Genomic DNA, 17,528 nt, shown 5'->3' with positions numbered 1-17,528 from the left:
GAGACGGGAGGTCCAGGGCGGGCCGGGGTATCACGAGGCGGGATAACAGTCCCAGCAGGTACTCTTCCTCATCCCGGCCAAACCCCGTACCCACTTTGCCCTGGTAAACAAGTTCCTCACCCCGGTACCCGCCGAGTACCAGGGCACCGAGACGCCGCTGGCCCCGCCCCATCTGGTAACCGCAGATCACGAGATCGGCCTCTCTGGTACGTCGGAATTTACGCCAGTAAGAAGAACGCCGGCCGGGGAGGTAGGGGCTGTCCAGGTGCTTGGCCATGGCCCCTTCCAGTCCCCGGGCGACACATGCGGCAGTAAAGGCCCGGCCTTGATTCAAAACAAATTCGGAAACCAGCACCCGGTCACCGGGCTTAACAATCTCCGCCAGGAGTTCCTTGCGACGGCACAAAGGTTCGTTTAAGAAAGGGCGACCACCGGCATACAGCACATCGAAAGCCATGAGCATGGCAGGGTACCGGCTGGCCATGTTTTTAGCCTTCAGAGGATCTTCCAAGCGTCCCCTTGCCTGCAGGGCGGCAAAAGAAGGAAGGCCGTCCTGAATCACCACAATTTCACCGTCAATAATGGCCGGCAGCTTTTTCACATATCTATGTAATTCGTCGAGTTCCGGGAAGGTTGTTGTAATATCCCGCAGGTTCCGGGAACGCAGCACAGTACAGCCGTCCAGGTAGGCCAGGACCCGGTACCCGTCCCATTTAACTTCATAAAGAAAATCAGGACTATCAAAAGGTTCAGCAGCAACGGCCAGCATGGGCCGCAAGAGGGGCAGGGAGGATTTCTCTCCCAACGGCGTATACCTCCACTTCACTTTCATCCGTATCCGCTACCCTTCCCCCGCAGCCTTCCTGCGGCCCCGGCGGCGGTCTTTTTGCGGCTCCTGCTCTCCTTCTCCCGGTACTTCCCCAACTGCCTGGCCCCGTTCCTTTTTAGCCTTTTCTATGCTGGCCTTCAAGGCTTCCATGAGGTCCACCACCCTGGCCGCCTCCGGCCGTACGGGTTCAGCCACCTGCCGGCCGGCCACCCGGTCCCTGATTAATTCCAGGAGTGCCTGCCGGTATTCATCAGTATATTTCCGCGGCTCAAAGTGAGCTGTCAGGCTGTTGACCAGATTAAGCGCCATCTCAACTTCCCGATCCGAGAGCTCTACGTGGTAATGCATTTCGTCAATAGCACCTGCATCCCGCACCTCATCAGGGTAAAACATGGTGCTCATGGACAGCGCCCCCCCGGCCACCCGCAACACGGCCAGCGTCACTTTGCTGCGGATGGCCACCCGGGCCACAGCCACCCTGCCGCTTTCTTCCATAGCCCGCTTTAAAAGTTCGTAAACCTTTTCCCCACCTCCAGCAGGGGCCAGGTAGTAAGCTCTGTCGTAATAGATGGGGTCTATTTCCCCCAGCTCTACGAAATCCATGATTTCAATGTTGTGCCCCTCCCCCCCGGGCAGAGCTTCAAAATCTTCTTCCCGCAAAATAACATAACGCCCTTTTTCATACTCATATCCCCGCACCAGTTCCTCCAGGGAAACCTCTTCCTGACAGTAAGGACAGTAACGCCTGTATTGAATGGGGTTTTTGCACTTCTGATGTAAATAATTAAATTTTACATCCTTTCTTTCCGTAGCTGCGTACAGCTTAACGGGGACGTAAACCAGACCGAAACTAATTGCCCCTTTCCAGATGGGACGCAAACTTACGTCACCCCCAGACAAAAAATATTAATTAGATCCGGGCCTAAACTCAACCGGAGCAATATACTGACGTCACGGGAAAGTTTACAGTAAATAGTCAGGGAGAAAATAGTCAAGGGAAGGCCATCCTGAAGCTTTGATACTTAAAGCTAGGATGGCCTTAATACTGACAAATTATGAAGTGATCCTGTGAGTCCCGCCGGAATGTAAATAGCAACCCGGTAATACCCTGGGAATTTTTGAAAGCACAAACGGTTATAATAGTGGCTACACATATATACCAGCAGGAGTGATTTGATATGGATTTTTACCCTGATAGAGTAATATTTGAACAGGATGCTTTAAAATACCCTCTGGGGAAAAGCCTCTGGGAATCATTTAAGCGGAGCGATATTGAGGTAATTGTTACCCTTTCCCATAACAGGATAACTGGCATTCCCGGGAAAAATCCGCAAGAAGCCTACCGGGAAGCTAAGAAAACCCTGGTATTCGGTGTGAGGAGGACTCTTACCTTTCAAACCTGTAAACCGTCGGCCCATTACCAGTTACCATTGACCACTTCCTGCCCCGGAAAATGTGAATACTGTTATTTACTCGGCAGCCTGCCCAGCAAGCCGTACATCAGGGCTTATATCAACATTGAGGAAATTCTAGAGAAAGCCAGGGATTATATCGTGCAAAGACAACCTGAAGTGACCGTATTTGAAGGTTCCGCCACCTCCGACCCGGTCCCTGTGGAAAAATACACCGGGGCACTGGCCAAAACCATTCTCTTTTTTGCCGTCCAGGATTTTGGCCGTTTTCGTTTTGCCACTAAATTCACTGAAATTGAGTCGCTCTTAATGCTAAAACACAATGGACATACAACAATTCGTTTTAGCGTAAACACTACCAGAATAATAACATCATTTGAACACGGGACCCCGAAGCTGGAGCAGCGCTTAAAGGCAGCCAGAAAAGTTATAGAGGCTGGTTATCCCACGGGGTTCATCATTGCTCCCATCATAGCTTACCCTGGATGGGAAACGGACTACATAGATTTATTAAAAGCAATCAGGGAGTCCCTCCCTGACTCCCAGGTATTGTCTTTTGAATTTATCACCCACCGGTTTACCGTACGGGCAAAAAACAGAATTAAAATGCTCTTCCCCAATACCGTTTTACCTCTGAATGGAGAAAACAGAAAGTTCAAGTTCGGCCAGTTCGGTTACGGGAAATATGTTTACGCCCCGCAGTTAATGCAGCGTTTAAAGGAAACCCTGGTTTCAAAAACAGAGGAACTGTTCCCCGGGACAAAGATCGATTACTTCGTCTAACAGCACTCACCACAAGATACTTTGCGTAAGATACGCACCGCGGCATGCTTCGGGCCGCCTGGCAAACAAAAAGGCGGCAGACCGTCACGCCAAATACACCCGGGAATGGTCGCCGCCGCTATATTTTCCTGGAAGTGCTAAATAAACTTTTTACCTACCTTCTCTCCATTGTACGAAAAAAGCACTTTTTTATTATCGATGACCGTCTCAAGGTGTACCGGCCGGCCCCATAAGCGGTATACGTATGGTAAAGTTTTTTCCAGATAAAACACATCCAGTTCCAGGCCCTCGTAACAGTGTTTCAAGTACAAGTCCCCCCGCCTGTTGAAATCTCCATCTTCCACCACTATATAGGGGTAACCACCATTTGTAAGACTGGAAATGATCCCTTCTTTAACCTTTTCCCAGTCTTTGTCCGATATCTTCCAATCGTAACCCATCTTTTTGTACAGGTAGAGGTCCATTTCCTCAATAAGTTCTCTAGTCAGGTAATTCCTCAAGAAAGAAATGTCATTTTCCTGTTCCCGTACCTCAAAGATTTTTTGCCTGCCCTCGCCTCCGGGGCGGTTGTATTTTCTCTTTTCCTCAGCGGTTGGCTCATTCCAACGTTTTTCAATGTCTTCAAAGATTTTCAGCCCCAGGTGGTAGGGGTTCAGTCGTACGCGGGAAGGCTGGATTACCCCGGCATGCATCTTGGCAAACTCTATGGATTCATCCTCAGTAAGATCTATTTCCCGCATGATACGAAGGTGCCAGTAGGTAGCCCAGCCTTCATTTATAATCTTGGTCTCGATCTGCGGCCAGAAATAGAGCATCTCCTGTCTGACAACGGAAATGATATCTCGCTGCCAGTCCTCCAGATCACGGGCATGTTCCATAATAAAGAGCAGAAGGTCTTTTTCTGGCTCCGGAGGAAACTTCCTGGGCTTTTCACAGTGCCCGGTGCATTTGGGTCCATCGAGCTCCCAGAGGTCATCATAAGGGGTTTCCTCCCGGTGCCGTTTTCCACATTTCCCGCCCCGGCCGCAGGCACAGGACCCTTCTTCCTTCACCTGCTTTTTCTTTTCCCGGCCGGTTCTTATGAAATGATAGGGGTCCACGTGTTCCTGGATGGATAGAACAGCGTCCAAAAAAGCTTCTACCGTGTTCTTCCCGTACTTCATTTCGTAACCACGGAATCTCTCGGCCGCGCTGGCCATGGATTCCACCATATTGCGGTTGGTATGCTTGAAGTAGACGTTATTTTTGAAAAAGTCGCAGTGGGCCAGAACGTGTGCTATGACCAGCTTGTTCTGAACTAGGGAATTGCCTTCCAAGAGAAAGGCGTAGCACGGATTGGAGTTAATAACCATTTCGTATATGCGGCTCAGGTTGTAATCATACTGTGTCTTCATTTTCTGGTAGGCCTTGCCGAAAGTCCAGTGAGAAAAACGGGTTGGCATCCCGTAAGCTCCAAAGGTATAAATAATATCCGCCGGGCAAATTTCAAAATACATGTCATAAAAGTCCAGACCGAACTCACGGGCCCTGGCAGTAATTATTTCCACGGCTTCCGAGAGTTTGCGCAGCTCTTCTCTGGTCATTTTAATCAACCTCCAGTTTTCCCTGGTGCCAGAGAATGTTTCCGTTTATATAAGATTATGTGGGAAGCCGGAGGTTATTGTCTTAAAAGTACTGGATTAGTAGCGCTGTTCATTACCCTCGCTGACAGGGCATTGGATCAGGCCGGAAGGAAATAAATTAACTATTTTTAGCAACTCCTTCAATTTCGATAACATTTCTTACTTCCCGCTACACTTTAAACCCACAGGCCAGGAGCTGCAAGTTACTGGCAATCTGTGCCAATTCCTGGGTCGCAGTGGTGACCTGCCGGATTGTCGAGGAAACCTGCCCTGCACTTGCAGCCAGCTGCTGCGTCACATCGCCGGTTTGTCTGGCCCTTTCAGTAATTTCCTCTATTAAAGTTATACTCCTGTATATGGCCTCCTCTACCTTCTTAAGCGCATCGCCCACAGCAGAAGCAATCCCTACTCCTTCCTGAATTTCCGTCACCCCGTGATCCATTGCTCTAACAGCCGCTTCCACACCGGACTGAATACGGCTAATTAACTGGCTGATTTCTCCGGCCGCACCCGCTGATTGCTCAGCCAGCTTTCTCACTTCTTCGGCCACCACGGCAAAGCCCCGCCCCTGTTCACCTGCCCGAGCTGCTTCGATGGCTGCATTTAAAGCAAGCAAATTGGTCTGGTCGGCAATGCTCGTAATGATACCGGTTATGTCTCCTATTCTCAAGGATAACTCGCCCAACTGGCGAATGGCATGATTAACTTCATCGCCTGTTCTCGCCATTGCATTTATTATCTCGATGGTCTTCTTGATGGTCTGCCCGCCGGATTCCGCCACACCGGCGATATTTCTGGACTCGGCCGCCGCTAGATGTGCATCTTCCAGGCTTTTTCCCGCCGTTGCCGCCACCTGGCTGGTAGCGCTGGCAACCTCCTCTACCGCCGCATTCACCTCTTCCGCAGAAGAAACCAGCTCCTCACTATGAGCGGCCACGTTTTCAGCAGTAGAAGCTATTTCACCAACGAGAGCTCTCAATTGTTCACGCATTAAGTCGAAGGTAGCAGCCAGGTCACCCAGCTCGTCCCTGCTCCGCACATGAACGGGTTGCGTGAAATCACCGTCGGCAATCCGGCGCAACGATTCCATCACCGTCTTCACCGGAGTCGTGATCGACCGGGAAATAAAAAACGTAAGACCGGAACTAAATAACAGTACAATGAAGCCCAAAATCAACATCTTCTGCCGGCCGCTTCTTTCATAGGAAGTTGAGCAAGCCACAATATTTCTTCTTGCCGTTTCATTACGTACAATGCTCTCCTGCAACATGTTATTAATTTCAGTAATCATGGGCGAAATAGAACTTTCCAGGGCTGCAGCTTCCCGCACCTTCCCTTCCTCTAACAGAGTCCGGGTAAACCTGCCATCGAACTCCTTGACCATTTTTGACATTCTCTCTAATTTACCACGGTTTTCATTTGAAACATTCTGGAGACGAACCTCAAGTAGTTTTTCTGTCAGTTTAATTTGTTCATGATACTGAGCAAGGTATTTTTCATCACCATAAAACATATACCCGTGCATGGCCAGCACCGCAGCCTGAAAGGCATCCTTTATTTGATAATCGAGACTTATCTGCAGGAAATGTTTATTAATATCGTTCATATTCCTGCTGATGTTGTCGATTACGACAATTCCCTGAATCATAATAAAAGCGAAAAGGACCAGCAGAATGAGAAAAGCTCCGCCTATTTTGACGCCAACTTTAAGTCGCAATTAATTTCCCTCCCCGGTCTCTATATTTTACCGTCATTGTGTCCCTTAACGATGTCAAGAAAAAGCTACATAGGCACAATGTCTTTTGCTCAGCAAGACCGATCCAGACAAACCTGATAAACTCGAGCCCGGTGAAAGCTCACAAATGCGCTTGGACGGCAACAGCTTGATTAACCGGGTTTTTGATAGATGATGGCGTTTTGAAATTTTTTCAGCCGGAACACCGGGGTAATCCGGCTCATGGACTCAGAATGGCCCAAGAATATGAACCCACCCGGCAAAAGTGCCCGGTAAAACTCCAGGGCCACCTCCCGCCGGGCGCTATCATCGAAATAAATCAACACGTTTCGGCAAAATATAGCATCGTAACCGGAGAGCTTTCTCATCTCTCCTTTGTCCAGCAGGTTCACCTGTAGAAAGCTGACCCTTCGCTTTATCTCCGGCACCACTTCCCAACCCGCCGGAGTATTCAAGAAATACTTCGCCTTATAGGTGTGGGGGACATCTTTTACCGCTCTATCCCCGTATACACCGCGGCGGGCAAACTCCAGCACCCCGGTATTGATATCACTGGCATCCACCAGGAAATCGTATGGTAGCCCTTCCAGCATTTCGTTGAGAATGATCGCCAGGGTATATGGTTCCTCTCCCGTGGAGCAGCCCGCCGACCATATCTTAACCAGGCTATGCCCCGTCCCTTTCTTACGTTCGAGAACTTCCGGCAGCGCTTCTTCGGCAAAGCATTTCAATTGATAGTATTCGCGGAAAAAGTAGGTTTCGTTCACCGTCAGGGCATTGATCAGCTCTTGAAACTCCCTGGCGTCAGGATCGAATCTGAGATAGTAAAAGTACCGGCGAAACTCGGAGATCCCCAGCCCGGCCATTCTCTCGGAGACCTTACGCTCCACATAGTAAAGCTTATTTTCTTCAAACTTTATGCCCGTCTTCCGGTAAACGTATTCGGACAGGGTCCAGAATTCCTCTCGAGTCATTACTGCGATATCTCTCCTATTCCAGCCTCCTGCGCGCCGCGTCCACGGCAAACCTCATGTAAGGGTCGGAGAACCGCCCGGCAACAGCCTCCAGCAGTGCCACATCCTCCCCAGAACCCACCTCGGATAAGCACTCCACGGCAAGACTCGCCACGTTTAGGTCGGTCTCCACTTCCAGCACGTGGCGGATGAGCCCTCTCAAGCGGAGCTCCTTCATTTCCTTAAGTACGTTCAGCGCGAAGATCCGGAGGTCTGGCTCCTCCCGTTTTAAAAGCACGGCCACTTTATCGAAGGCCCTGGTTCCCAGAATTTGAAGCGCCTCTATCGCCTCGTTTCTCAAGTAGGCGTCCTCAGCGGAAAGAAAGGATATCAGCTCCTCCACCGCTTCGTCGTTACCCACTTTCACAAGTGCGGTTATCGCTGCATCCACTGCCGCCCGGTCATTTTCCGAAATGGCAAGCCTGGAAAGCCTTTTTACATCTTTCTCTGCAACCATTCCTTCGATTGCCGAAAAAAGGTCCTGCTCCATACAGGATAGCCCCCCCTTTTTAACGCAAAACCTTCTGCACCACAGAGACCAGCTGTGCGGGAGCAAACGGCTTGGTCACCCATGCGGTAGCCCCCGCCTGACGTGCTTCTTCCTTTTTCTTCACCTGTGTCTCGGTCGTCAGGATGATGATGGGCGTGAACCGGCAGTTGGGAAGCGACCGAAGTTTCTTTATAAAAGTGATCCCGTCCATGGCTGGCATGTGGAGGTCGGTTACCACAAGATCCACTTTGTTTCCCTGCAGGTAGTTCAGGGCCTTCTGCCCCTCGGTAAAGGTGACCACTTCGTAGCCGGCCTTCGTCAACGCCAGTTTTACCGTCTGTACCATGGTCATCGAGTCGTCCAGTGACAAAATCTTTTTCATTTACCGTTACCCCCGTTGATAAACTTCATGGCCCATCCGGGAAGCTCGATTTCTATCTTTAGATGGGGGTAGGTTTTGTGTAGAGATAGTATGAGCTGAATACCCGCCAGGTCCAACGCCCCGGGTTCCGGCGGGCGGAACTCCACACACCCGGCTGAGGCTACACCGACCCTCTCCAGCTCCTCCTTAACCTCCTTTATAAACTCCACTATCAGGGGTCTCTCAACCTTCAGCACGGACACGGCACTTCACCCCCTCCAGAAGAGCCCCGGGCTCCAACACCAAAAGAATACTGCCGTCACCCAGAATGGCTGCCCCTTTGAAGTACGGGATGGCCTTCAGCTCGCCGGTAAGCGGTCTTACCAGCACCTCTTCTTTACCCAGCACGGCGTCGACGGGCACCGCAAACTGCCGGGTGAGCACGATAAGCTTTTGCTCCCCCGCACCCCGGTCCCCGGGACCGTCGAAGCCCAGCACCTCTTCCAACCCGACCAGCGGCATTATTTTCTCCCGCAGCACGACCACTTTTTTCCCCCGGGCAGCCTTTATGTCCTCAACGGCAACGCTCACCGTCTCGACCACCGCGTCCAGCGGGAAGCTGAAAACCCTGCCTCCGCACCTGAACTTCAGCACCTCGGTGGTGGACATGGTCAACGGCAGCACAAGGCCGACCTTCATCCCCCGGCCGCGGCGGGACTCCACTGCTATGTCGCCACCCAGCCGCCTGGCAGCCGCCAGCACCGCATCCATACCCACGCCGCGGCCGGAAATGTCCGTGGCTTCTTCTCTGGTGCTGAACCCCGGCATGAATATCAGCCGTTGGATTTCCTCTTCGCTCATCTCCCCGGCTTCTCCGGCGGTTAGCAATCCCCGCTCTATTGCCTTAGCCTTCACCTCATCAGTATCGATCCCCCGGCCGTCATCCTCGACTTCCACCACCACCCGGTCGCCTTCCTGGAAAGCCCTCAACCAGAGCCTGCCTTCGGCCGGCTTACCCGCCGCTACCCGCTCTTCAACATTCTCTATGCCGTGGTCCAGGCTGTTTCTTACCAGGTGGAGAAGCGGTTCATAGAGCTCCTCCAGCATATTCTTGTCGAGCCTGGTATCCTCGCCTTCGGTTAAGAGCACCACTTGTTTACCCAAAACCCGCGCGGTATCCCGGACGTAGCGCGGAAACCGGTTGAAGATTTGCTCCACCGGCAATAACCTTATGGCCATCACCCGTTCCTGTAGCTCGCGCACAAGCCTTTCCAAATAAGCTGCGCGCTCCTTCAGCTCACGGGCCAGCTCGAAACTGAACCCCTCCAGTTTTTTGACCAGGTAAAAGAAGCTGTTCTTGGCTATGGTCAACTCACCCACGAGGTTCACCAGGTGGTCGGCCATCTCCTGGCTTATCTTGAAGGATGCCTCGCGGGCGAAAGAAACGTCGCACTTCGGGGCAGGGGCCTGCTGCTGCGGCTTCCTGTCATCCACCGGGACAGGTTTTTCCTCCGGCTGCTCCTCAAACAGCCCCCTGTATACTTCTTCAAGCCAGGTCTTCAGCCCGGCCCTGTCTTCCCGCTCCGGCCGGGGAAAACCCAGAAGCGAGGCCACCCGTCCGAGCGCCCCGGCCATAGAGCGCAGCGAGGCGTGTTCGACCGCAGGAATGATAAGTTTTAGTGCCTCGCGCTGCTGGGAGAGGAGGATTCTTACGAGTTCTAAGTCCAGCTGGAGCCCGGCGGGAGCCGGAGGTTCCTGCCTCTCTTCCCCCGCACCAAAGAAGGCGTTCAGCTCATCGATATCCAGCAACAAGTTGCGACTCACCGCACCATCGGCGAGCGCCTCGTTTAAAAGAGCAGTCAAGACTGTGGCGAAGCTCTCACAAAACTCGCGCCCCTTCCCGGAAGAGGACATTGCCAGTTCGGCATACCGCAGAATGTAAGCTCTTGCCGCTATCAGGAAGAATCGCTCGCGGATCCCTTCTTCACGCCAGAATGCCTCCTCCAGCAAGGCATCGAGAAAGGACAGCACCTCCTCCCTGCTGGCATCGTATTCCTCGACCAGAAGCGCCAGTTTCCCGGCGACCTCTTCTCCCAGCTTTTTCCCTTCAACAAACGAAAGTTCCGAATTCCTCAAGAACTGCAGGGCCGCCTCACGAAGCGGTCTCACGGCCACCCGATGTTCCCCGGAAGCAATGAAGAGAAACTGGTCCTTGACCTCTTCCAGTTCTTTGGAGGTTGCATAACCGAACTCGAAAGCCAGGTAGAACTTCTCGGGATCAAGATCCGGAAAAAGTGGTAGCCTGTCCTGCAAAGTTTTCAGTTCAAAGATCTCGCCCATCTTTTCGAGATCCTCGAAGAGAAAAACCAGGTTGTGTCCATTGAAGAAAAAGTCCTCGCCCGGCTCCAGCTCTATATAATACACTTTTCGCCCCCGGACCAGCTCGTTCCACATTTTCTCCCAAAACGCTGGCGAAAGCGCGGCCACTACTCCGGGCAAGCTAGAAGTATCAATGTAATCGGGGAGGATAAACTCCTCTTCCCCCACACCAGCCCCAACACAGAATTGTTCGATTCTCTCCAGTACAGACCGATCCGGGCTGATAAACTCGCCGGAAAGGGAAAGCTCCGCCAGCAGGCGTTTTATCTCATCAAATCCGGCGAGCACCACATCCACCAGTTCGGGGGCAACCTGGATTTCGCCGGTTCTCACGGCCTCCAGCAAGGTCTCCAACCAGTGGGCCAACTCTTTTACATTGTCCACCTCTGCCACACCGGCGGACCCCTTCAGGGTGTGGACTGCGCGAAAGATGGCGTCCAGAGTTTCCTGAGACCGCTCCTCGCGTTCGAGCAGGAGCGTGAGCCGCTCTATCTCCTCGAGGAGATCGGCAGCCTCCTCGAGAAACGTGCTCCTTAAATCGGACATCTAGCTTTTCACCCCAAAAGTCTGACGTAGAATTGAAGTTGTTCGGGTCTTACGGGCTTGACCAGGTAAAGTGTCGCACCACGCGACAGCCCTTTTTTGCGATCCTGGTCCTCGCGCTCAGTCGAAATCATGATAATCGGCCTGTCCACGCCACTTTGCCTGAGCTCCTCCGTCAGATGGTAGCCGTCCATCTTGGGCATGTTTACGTCCACTAAAAACAGGTCGTAAGATTCCACGAAGGCTTTTTCCAACGCCTCGAAGCCGTTGACTGCCTCGTCGACCTCAGCCACGTCCTTTAACACAGCCCGGTAGTATTCCCTCACGGTAAAGGAATCATCAACCACCAGTACGCGCATTGCCTGCCCACCCCCTGTTGATGAGCTCTACAATCCTTTGGGCAATCCGGTAAGAGGGCAGCACCTCTTTTGCCCCTCCCCGCTCAATTGCCTCCCGCGGCATCCCATAAACGATAGCCGTTTCTTCGCTTTCGGCTATGGTGTACCCCCCGCAGCGTGCAATTTCAACCATCGCATCAGCCCCGTCATCGCCCATACCCGTCAATAAAACCGCCACCAGGGACCCGGCCGGGATCACTTCCAGAGCTGATCTAAACCCTACGTCAACCGACGGGAAGTAAAGGCTGTTGCGCGGCGAACGGGTTATCCGCACCCTGGGCTTGCGGTGGACGGGATGCAGCTCGAGTTTCAAATGGCTACCGCCGCGGGCCACCAGCACCTTGCCCCGCTCCAACAGCTCGCCGTCGTCAGCCTCTTTGACCAGCAGAACAGAACAACTGTTCAACCGTTCGGCAAACGAGCGGGTGAAGTTGTCAGGCATATGCTGGAAAACAACCACCGGCGCCGGAAGGCCGGCAGGCAAGTGTGGGATTATCTCCATCAGCGTTTTCGGCCCTCCCGTGGAAACCCCTATCAGCACCACATGGCGGTAGTCGGCGCTGAGAGCCGGCTTGGCCGGCGTCTGCTTCGGAGTTACCGCGACAGCCGCCTGCTCTACCCTGGACCCGAAGCGGTCTCTTTGTCTCAAGCCGACGAGCCGCCGTTTGAGCGCGGCTGACGCCCGCACTTTCTCCCTTATTTCGTGTGCCACGCCTTTTATCGCCAGCGACACGGTACCGTCGGGTTTGGGTATGTAATCCACTGCCCCCAGCTCCAGCGCCTCGAAGGTGGTCAGGGCACCGCGCCGGGTCAGGGAGGAAACCACCACAACAGGACATGGCTTGAAATGCATGATGTACTGGATCGCCGTCAACCCATCCATCTCGGGCATGTTCACATCCATGGTGATGACGTCCGGGTCAAGCTCCAGCGCCTTTGCCACCGCTTCCCTGCCGTTACGGGCAACGGCCACCACTTCCATGTCGCTCTCTTCTTCCAGTATCTCCCTGAGATACTTGCGCATCAGTGCCGAATCATCGACCACCAGCACCCTAATTTTCTTCATCAAGGATTTCTTTCACTTCCCTTTTCTCCTGAGGTGTCAGCACCCGGTTGAGGTCCAGCAACATGATTAGACGATCGCCCCGCCGGAGTTTGGCGATGCCCGCCAGAAACTCCTGCTCCACCTCGGCCGCCAGCACCGCCGGCGGCGGCTCCACTTCTGCGGTGGCGATTTTTACCACTTCTTTCACCGCATCCACCACCAGCCCTATCTTGAGTTCAGGCAGTTCCACTACCACAATCCGGCATTGCTCCAGGTCTTCAACGTCGGAGAGATTGAATTTGCGGCGCAGGTCCATCACGGGGAGGATGGTGCCCCGGATATTCACCACCCCGCGGATATAGTGGGGTGCCCGGGGCACCCCCACGATCCCTGGGATGCGGATGATCTCCTGGACCTTACCTATCTCCACGCCGTATTCCTCACCCTTGAGGGTGAAAACCACGTACTGCTTCTCGTCGCGAAGCGCCCCCTGCCCTTCAGCCACCGTTTCCCTCTTCTGTTCCGCGGCATGGAGCTCTTTCAGCACTGTCTCCTCGACCATTTTGTCCGCTTCCAGCACGTAAACCAGCCTCCCACCACCATCCAGCTTGCAGACGTCTTTTACGGCTTGTTCGTGATCAAGAAAATAATCGGGAAGGGGCTCAATCTCTTCAGGTTTCACACGCAGCACTTCGTTGACCGCGTCCACCCCCAGGCCGAAGAAGTACAGGCCACCCTTTTGAAATTTCAGCACTATTATCCTTGAACGTTCGTCGTAGTTTTCGAACTCAAACCCCAGGTATTTCCGGAAGTTGACGATGGGCAAGGTTCTTTCCCGCAACGAGAAAATCCCATCCACGTAAGGCGGCAGCCCCGGAGCCCGGTAGATCTTTTCCGGCACTCGCACGATTTCTTGCACCGACCCGATGGGGACGGCATATTCCTCGGCTCCCACCCTGAAAGCCACAAACTGAATCAGCTCCTCCTGCTCGCGCACACCAGTTTCCACCTGCCGCTCATATACCGCCCCAGAAGAAGACGTCGTTGCTTTCAATTCATAACTGAACAGCCTTTCCACGTCTATCTGAAGTACAATTCTTTGAGTTCCGGGAAACCTGATGGCCCGGTGGACACAGCCGGCCCTCGTGTCAGAGTTAATCTCTTCTATCTCCGCCCCTTCGAGGTCCACCACTTCCGAGACGCGGTCCACCAGGAAGCCCACCTTCCCTCCCTCCCGGCTTATCACCACCACACGCGCGCTTTCGGAAATATCACCCGAAGGAGTGCCCACCCTGATCCGGCCATCAACAACCGGCAAGATCTCCCCCCTGAGGTTGGAAAGTCCCAGGAAGTGAGACGGGGTGCAGGGAACGGCCACCACTGCGGGGACACGAATGACCTCCTGGACGTACTTGAGTTCTATGCCGAAGAGCTCCCTGTTGAGGTGAAAGGTGACCACCTGTTGTTCCAACATCTCCGCTCCCTCCCCCACATTACACCTGCTGGATCTCATCAGCCAGGGCGGCAACCTCCTCTATTGCCCGGGCGAGCTCTTTAGTCCCGGCAGACTGCTCCTTCGCCGCCGATGCGGCCTCCTCGGAAGCTGCAGCCGCCTCCTGAGCCGCTTGCGCTATCTGCTCGACCCCTTTCCCGGCCTGGGTGACCGCCGTCACCACTTCCCGGGAACCGGAGAGAATCTCCTCGTTGCTCCGGATCACCTCCATCATGTCCTTCTTCAGCTGTTCAAGGCTGGCAACCACCTTCCTGGCGTCAGCGGCGTCTTTCTTTATGATTTCACCCATACGCACGATGTCGGAAACCACCGTGTTTATCTGTTCCTGAATGGCTTTAACCATATCCTTGATCTGCTCAGCATTCTTGGCGCTGTCTTGAGCCAGGTTCCGGATGTCGGAGGCCACCACTGCAAACCCCTTGCCGTATTCGCCCGCCCGCGCTGCCTCGATGGCACCGCTGACCGCCAGCATGTTGGTCTGGATGCCCACATTGACGATAGTGTCCACGATCTTGTCGATCTGGCGCGCCTTGGCCTCCAGCGCCTTGATCAACTTCACGTTTTCCACGTTTTCGTCAGCCGAGCTGACTATAGCGCCGACCAGCTCATTGACCGCGCTGCGGTTGGCCTCCAGAAGGTCGCCAAGCTCCCGCACTTTTTCCAGGGCTTCTCCGGCCTGCTCCGCAATATTCTTCGCACCCTTTTCTATCTGGGTGATCGCCGCCGCCGACTGCTCCGATGCAGCTGACTGGCGTTGCGCTCCCGCAGCGATCTGACTGAGCGCCGCCATGATCTGCTGGGCAGTCTTCTCGGCTTCCTCTACAGAGGCGGAGAGTTCCTCAGCGGCTGCCGCCAGCTCTTCTGAAGACTTGTTGACATCGGTCGAAGACTTTAGCGTCTCGGCCATCTCAGCCAGTTCGCCGGCGGCACCTGAGATGTCCATCATCGCCTTCGTCTGCTGCTCGATGGAGGTCAGCGACTCCTGCGCAGCACTTGCCTGCTCGGAAGCCGCGCTGGCAATCTCTTCAGCCCCCTTCTGGAACTCCTGCACCGCCTTGTTGAGTTCTGCGGACAACTCTTCTATTTCCAGGGCGCTCCTGATGACCACATCCACCTCTGCCGCGATCCGCTCCAGTTCTGTGTTGACCTTCTGCCCTTTGCCCGCCTCCTCTTTGGCCCTGACAGCGGCGTTGTTGATGGCTGTCACCACCCCGTTGACCTCGTTCTGGATGGTGGCCACCACATCACGGATATCGTTGGCCGCCTTCTCGGAAATCTCGGCCAGCGTCCGCACCTCGTCAGCCACCACCGCAAACCCCTTGCCGTGTTCGCCCGCACGTGCCGCCTCAATGGCCGCGTTCAGAGCCAACAGGTTGGTCTGGTCCGCTATCCGCACGATAGCCTTGACGATTTCCCCGATGTTACGAGCCTGCTCCTCGAGGCGGGTGACCAGCTCCACAGAGGCCTGGTTGCGTTCTGCAGTGCTAATGACGCTATCGACCAGCCGGTTTATTGATTCACCGTTCTCGCGGACCAGTTCCTGTGCCCGCCTGGTGCGTTCCAGGGAAGTCCTGGCATTGGCCAGGGCCTTTTCCATACTGGACACGATCACATTGACCGCCTGCAAGGACTCCTGGGTAGCCCTGCTGGCCTCCTCCGCGCCCGCGGCGATCTGTTCCATGGCGCTCCTGAGTTCTTCCACGGCCGACGTGGACTCGCTTACCCCCGAAGAAAGCTCTTCGGTGGCGGCCGCCAGCCGTTCGGCTATCTGCTGCTGCCTGGCAAACGTCCTGGCCCTGGCCCGCTGTGAATCCAGTTTTTTTCTGGCCTCCCTGTTAAGTTCGACTCCGCTCCCTCCCTGTCTGGAATTTTGAAAACTGTCCCCGGGTAGATCTTCAAGCCGCTTGACCACAAAAATTCCCTCCTATGTGTGTTGTTTATCAGGTTAGAAAAACACCACATCTTCCTCCAGGTCGGACGGGGCGCTCGTCTCCGCAACACCTTTGCCCAAAGCCCGCCGGTGATTCTCCCGCTCACGCGCGGTGGTATAGAACGATTGGAGCTTCTTTTCCAGCGACAACAGCTCTTGTTGGTCGTCACGCTGCATGGCTTCATCAAGGTGGGTCAAGAATTGTTCTATATGGTTCAACTTCTGAGATATGATATCTTGAAACTGAAATACGGTAAGTCCCTCATCCACGGCACCCGATGCCCTTGCCAACTGAGCGTTGATATTCTCAATGGCCTCCTCGAAGAGCGAGGAATAATTATCAATCAATTCCTTGACCCGTACCAATTCGGTCTTGTTCCCGGAAACTTCTTCCAGTTTATGCTCAAGAAGTTCGACGTTTTCCTTCATGCTTTCCTTGACGTCTACCACTATCCCGAGAAAGCTTCCTGCTACCATTATCTCCTTCAGTGACTCTTCCAGCCGCACCAGCAGCTTTCTTATCTCCTCGGCCACCACCTTGAACCCTTTTCCAGCATCTCCAAGCCGCCCCGCCTCGATGCTGGCGTTAAGCGCTACGATCCGGAGATGGTCTAAGGAGTTGCCCAACTCGGCTACCGTCCGCGAGAGGTTCATCCCACCCAGACGTTCCTCCAGCAACCGGATCTTTTCCCGGTATTGTTCTGCCCCCTCCCTCAACGTCCGCCCCAGGCTGGCGAGGTCTTCAGACAGCCGATTCACCATACCGTTGACCGCTTCTGAAATCTCCGCGTTCTGCCGGCCCTGCTCCTCCACCATCTGGTGAAGTTGCGCGAGGGAGGCGCTGATCACCTCCACCACCTGCTGCAACGTGGCAAGCCCCTGGCTCACCCCCTTTTCCGTCTCTTCAATGACGCTGTTCAGGTTGGCCTTCAACACCGGTAACACCCGGGATAGTTCTAACTGCAGTCCGGTGTAGCCCGCTCTTTCTTCGCGGCTGACTCTGACCTCCCGCCGCCAGAGGAAGAAAAATGCCACTACCACCAGCACCAGCACCACCAAAATTAGCACCATCAACGCCATCCTTTAAAATTTACATGGTTCACCTCCGCCTGCTGTCATGAAACAACCATAATGTCCGGGCAACCGTTTTCGATTGAGTTACAGATATTACCAGCCTGCTGGCAATAGCAGGGACCACCAAACAAGCGAAGCGGCGAGAAGTCACACTAAACCGGAACTTCCCACACCAACATCGTCCGCTGGTCAAATGGAACGAGCAATACCACCATCTCGATATACCAGACCAAAGGAAAATAACAAGCAAAAACAGATAAGTATCAATCATGGGGGGAAAGGCGGAGAGCACAGGCAGTAAGATATCAACCATGGGGGAGAAGGCGGAGCACGCAGGTTGTAAATAGCGAGGAGACGGTTTATTCCATTTGAGACATAATATGGCAGGGAAGGATATTTTA

General features: G+C 53.9%; 15 protein-coding genes. 1 reads left to right on the top strand and 14 read right to left on the bottom strand.

From position 1 onward, the window contains the following. On the bottom strand, positions 1–805 hold an 805-nt coding region (locus ACPLUI_RS02625; protein WP_424658721.1), incomplete at its 3' end, for a non-homologous end-joining DNA ligase. Positions 806–841: 36 nt separating this feature from the next. Then, positions 842–1,708 carry a Ku protein gene (locus ACPLUI_RS02620; RefSeq protein WP_424658720.1) on the bottom strand — a complete coding sequence of 289 codons (867 nt, stop codon included), beginning with the start codon at positions 1,706–1,708 and terminating at the stop codon, positions 842–844. Between the two features lie 299 nt (positions 1,709–2,007). On the opposite strand from ACPLUI_RS02620, the gene splB reads away from it, so the two are divergent. Next, positions 2,008–3,024 (top strand): spore photoproduct lyase, encoded by a 1,017-nt coding sequence (gene splB, locus ACPLUI_RS02615; protein ID WP_424658719.1) that lies wholly within the window; start codon positions 2,008–2,010, stop codon positions 3,022–3,024. A 137-nt stretch (positions 3,025–3,161) separates the two neighbouring features. On the opposite strand, the gene ACPLUI_RS02610 is transcribed toward splB, so the two are convergent. The 12 genes from ACPLUI_RS02610 to ACPLUI_RS02555 form a co-directional block, all read right to left on the bottom strand. Beyond that, the gene (locus ACPLUI_RS02610; protein ID WP_424658718.1) at positions 3,162–4,607 is read right to left on the bottom strand and encodes a SpoVR family protein; all 1,446 of its coding nucleotides are present in this window, start codon (positions 4,605–4,607) and stop codon (positions 3,162–3,164) included. Positions 4,608–4,815: 208 nt separating this feature from the next. Continuing rightward, positions 4,816–6,363 (bottom strand): methyl-accepting chemotaxis protein, encoded by a 1,548-nt coding sequence (locus ACPLUI_RS02605; protein WP_424658717.1) that lies wholly within the window; start codon positions 6,361–6,363, stop codon positions 4,816–4,818. A gap of 170 nt (positions 6,364–6,533) precedes the next feature. Further along, the gene (locus ACPLUI_RS02600; protein ID WP_424658716.1) at positions 6,534–7,355 is read right to left on the bottom strand and encodes a CheR family methyltransferase; all 822 of its coding nucleotides are present in this window, start codon (positions 7,353–7,355) and stop codon (positions 6,534–6,536) included. A gap of 16 nt (positions 7,356–7,371) precedes the next feature. Further along, positions 7,372–7,884, bottom strand: coding sequence for a HEAT repeat domain-containing protein (locus tag ACPLUI_RS02595; protein ID WP_424658715.1), 513 nt, complete (start codon positions 7,882–7,884; stop codon positions 7,372–7,374). A 19-nt stretch (positions 7,885–7,903) separates the two neighbouring features. Then, positions 7,904–8,266 (bottom strand): response regulator, encoded by a 363-nt coding sequence (locus tag ACPLUI_RS02590; RefSeq protein ID WP_424658714.1) that lies wholly within the window; start codon positions 8,264–8,266, stop codon positions 7,904–7,906. Continuing rightward, positions 8,263–8,508 (bottom strand): hypothetical protein, encoded by a 246-nt coding sequence (locus ACPLUI_RS02585; RefSeq protein WP_424658713.1) that lies wholly within the window; start codon positions 8,506–8,508, stop codon positions 8,263–8,265. Before ACPLUI_RS02585 ends, ACPLUI_RS02590 begins: the two co-directional genes overlap by 4 nt. After that, the gene (locus ACPLUI_RS02580) at positions 8,489–11,170 is read right to left on the bottom strand and encodes a chemotaxis protein CheW (protein WP_424658712.1); all 2,682 of its coding nucleotides are present in this window, start codon (positions 11,168–11,170) and stop codon (positions 8,489–8,491) included. Before ACPLUI_RS02580 ends, ACPLUI_RS02585 begins: the two co-directional genes overlap by 20 nt. 8 nt (positions 11,171–11,178) lie before the next feature. Further along, positions 11,179–11,526 (bottom strand): response regulator, encoded by a 348-nt coding sequence (locus ACPLUI_RS02575; RefSeq protein WP_424658711.1) that lies wholly within the window; start codon positions 11,524–11,526, stop codon positions 11,179–11,181. Beyond that, complete coding sequence (locus tag ACPLUI_RS02570; RefSeq protein WP_424658710.1) at positions 11,507–12,631, bottom strand: protein-glutamate methylesterase/protein-glutamine glutaminase; 1,125 nt, start codon at positions 12,629–12,631, stop codon at positions 11,507–11,509. Before ACPLUI_RS02570 ends, ACPLUI_RS02575 begins: the two co-directional genes overlap by 20 nt. Then, complete coding sequence (locus ACPLUI_RS02565) at positions 12,618–14,084, bottom strand: chemotaxis protein CheW (protein ID WP_424658709.1); 1,467 nt, start codon at positions 14,082–14,084, stop codon at positions 12,618–12,620. Before ACPLUI_RS02565 ends, ACPLUI_RS02570 begins: the two co-directional genes overlap by 14 nt. A gap of 19 nt (positions 14,085–14,103) precedes the next feature. Then, complete coding sequence (locus ACPLUI_RS02560; RefSeq protein ID WP_424658708.1) at positions 14,104–16,035, bottom strand: methyl-accepting chemotaxis protein; 1,932 nt, start codon at positions 16,033–16,035, stop codon at positions 14,104–14,106. A 33-nt stretch (positions 16,036–16,068) separates the two neighbouring features. Beyond that, positions 16,069–17,124 carry a methyl-accepting chemotaxis protein gene (locus ACPLUI_RS02555; RefSeq protein WP_424658707.1) on the bottom strand — a complete coding sequence of 352 codons (1,056 nt, stop codon included), beginning with the start codon at positions 17,122–17,124 and terminating at the stop codon, positions 16,069–16,071. Between the last annotated feature and the right edge of the window lie 404 nt (positions 17,125–17,528).

Source organism: Desulfofundulus sp., from assembly GCF_049701015.1.
In the GTDB taxonomy this organism is placed as follows: Bacteria; Bacillota; Desulfotomaculia; order Desulfotomaculales; family Desulfovirgulaceae; genus Desulfofundulus.
The sequence above is the reverse complement of the archived record's forward strand: the minus strand, read 5'-3'. Positions and strand labels throughout refer to the sequence as shown.

What these genes read in the sequence shown, in the direction of transcription:
- ACPLUI_RS02580 (WP_424658712.1), bottom strand. Translation starts at nt 11,170, where the DNA reads ATGTCCGATTTAAGGAGCACGTTTCTCGAGGAGGCTGCCGATCTCCTC.
- ACPLUI_RS02565 (WP_424658709.1), bottom strand. Translation starts at nt 14,084, where the DNA reads ATGTTGGAACAACAGGTGGTCACCTTTCACCTCAACAGGGAGCTCTTC.
- ACPLUI_RS02590 (WP_424658714.1), bottom strand. Translation starts at nt 8,266, where the DNA reads ATGAAAAAGATTTTGTCACTGGACGACTCGATGACCATGGTACAGACG.
- ACPLUI_RS02555 (WP_424658707.1), bottom strand. Translation starts at nt 17,124, where the DNA reads ATGGTGCTAATTTTGGTGGTGCTGGTGCTGGTGGTAGTGGCATTTTTC.
- ACPLUI_RS02575 (WP_424658711.1), bottom strand. Translation starts at nt 11,526, where the DNA reads ATGCGCGTACTGGTGGTTGATGATTCCTTTACCGTGAGGGAATACTAC.
- ACPLUI_RS02595 (WP_424658715.1), bottom strand. Translation starts at nt 7,884, where the DNA reads ATGGAGCAGGACCTTTTTTCGGCAATCGAAGGAATGGTTGCAGAGAAA.
- ACPLUI_RS02600 (WP_424658716.1), bottom strand. Translation starts at nt 7,355, where the DNA reads ATGACTCGAGAGGAATTCTGGACCCTGTCCGAATACGTTTACCGGAAG.
- ACPLUI_RS02610 (WP_424658718.1), bottom strand. Translation starts at nt 4,607, where the DNA reads ATGACCAGAGAAGAGCTGCGCAAACTCTCGGAAGCCGTGGAAATAATT.
- ACPLUI_RS02570 (WP_424658710.1), bottom strand. Translation starts at nt 12,631, where the DNA reads ATGAAGAAAATTAGGGTGCTGGTGGTCGATGATTCGGCACTGATGCGC.
- splB (WP_424658719.1), top strand. Translation starts at nt 2,008, where the DNA reads ATGGATTTTTACCCTGATAGAGTAATATTTGAACAGGATGCTTTAAAA.